Raw genomic sequence first — 1,410 nt, 5'->3', positions numbered from 1 at the left:
GTATTCATGATCGACACCTGGTCTGATAGGTAATAGGCGGTCGAAAGGTCGTGCGTGATGTAGATGAAGGACACGCCCTGCTCCTCGACGATCTGGCGGAACAGGTTGACGATCGACATGCGCAGCGAGGCATCGACCATCGACACCGGCTCGTCGGCCACGATCAGCTTGGGCTTGGGTATCAGCGCCCGCGCCACGCTGATGCGCTGCAATTCGCCGCCGGAAAACTGGCGGATGTATTTGCCGCGGATGCGTTCATAGCTCAGCCCCACCGATTTCAGCGCCATGTCGGACGCTTCTATGGCCTGCTGGTCGTTGTTCGCAATTTTGAGGTTGATGGCCGTGCGCCGCAAATAAGCCTCAACCGGTAGGTAAGCGCTAAACGCCTCGAACGGGTTCTGGAAGATCGGCTGCACCAACCGCCGGAACTCGTCGTTGTTGATGCGCTGCGACGCCTTGCCGGTCAACGGCCGGCCCAGCAGGCTGATACTGCCTTCGCTAGGCTCCACCAGCCGCAGGATCATCCGCGCGATCGTGGTCTTGCCCGACCCGGACTCTCCCACGATGGAAAACACTTGGGGCGTAGCCGGCAGCGTAAACGACACATCGTCGACCGCCTTGAAGTCTGTGCCGCCAAAAAAACCGCCTTTGCGATAGGCTCGCGTCAGATTGCGCACTTCGAGAATGGGTGGGCTGCTCATACCGACGCTCCCACGGCTTCAACAGCCCGTTTGCCACGCAGCCGCGGTAACGAAGCGATCAGGTTCTTGGTATAGTTATGCTGTGGATCGCCGAAGATTTGCGCGGTCGGCCCCTGCTCGACGATTTTACCCTGATACATGATCACCAGCCGGTCGGTGATCTGGTAGTGGACGCCAAGATCATGGGAGACGAGCACCAAAGCATTGCGCTGGCGGCGCTGGATTTCGACCATCATCAACAAGATCTTTTTCTGCACTACCACGTCGAGCGCGGTGGTTGGCTCATCGGCCAGGATCAGTTTGGGATTGACAAAGGCGGCGATTGCCACGAGCACGCGCTGCTGCATGCCGCCCGATAATTGATGCGGATAGGCATCGAGCACATTGGCCTCAAGCCCGAAAGCGCCGAGGAATTCGGAGATCCGTTGCCGCAAATCAGCCCGGCTGCCATGTCGTTCGCGGGCCGGCAACCCGTCGACTACCTGCTGCTCGACCTTCATCAGCGGATTGAGCACGCTCATCGAGCCTTGCGGTATATAGCTCAGCTGATCCCACCACAGCGGCGCGAACTGGCTCGACGGTGCCTCGATCACAGCACCGGTCTGCTTGTCCTCGAACTGCCCGATAATGCTGCCGCTGCCGATGCGCAGGCCGGTGGAAAAGTCGCCATAGACCGCCCGCATCAAGGTCGATTTGCCCGAGCCGGACG

At 59.8% G+C, this 1,410-nt stretch carries 2 protein-coding genes; both read right to left on the bottom strand.

The genetic code is table 11. The features are described 5' to 3' along the window. Nucleotides 1-701 (bottom strand): ABC transporter ATP-binding protein (locus WH91_RS19860; protein WP_046172758.1); only part of this gene is annotated, 701 nt, incomplete at its 3' end. Beyond that, a partial coding sequence (locus WH91_RS19855) for an ATP-binding cassette domain-containing protein (protein ID WP_046172757.1) occupies nt 698-1,410 on the bottom strand: 713 nt, incomplete at its 5' end. The genes WH91_RS19855 and WH91_RS19860, both read right to left, overlap by 4 nt.

Origin of the sequence: Devosia psychrophila (assembly GCF_000971275.1) — a bacterium.
In the GTDB taxonomy this organism is placed as follows: domain Bacteria; phylum Pseudomonadota; class Alphaproteobacteria; order Rhizobiales; family Devosiaceae; genus Devosia; species Devosia psychrophila.
Note: the sequence above shows the minus strand (reverse complement) of the source record. Positions and strands in the feature narration are given on the sequence as shown.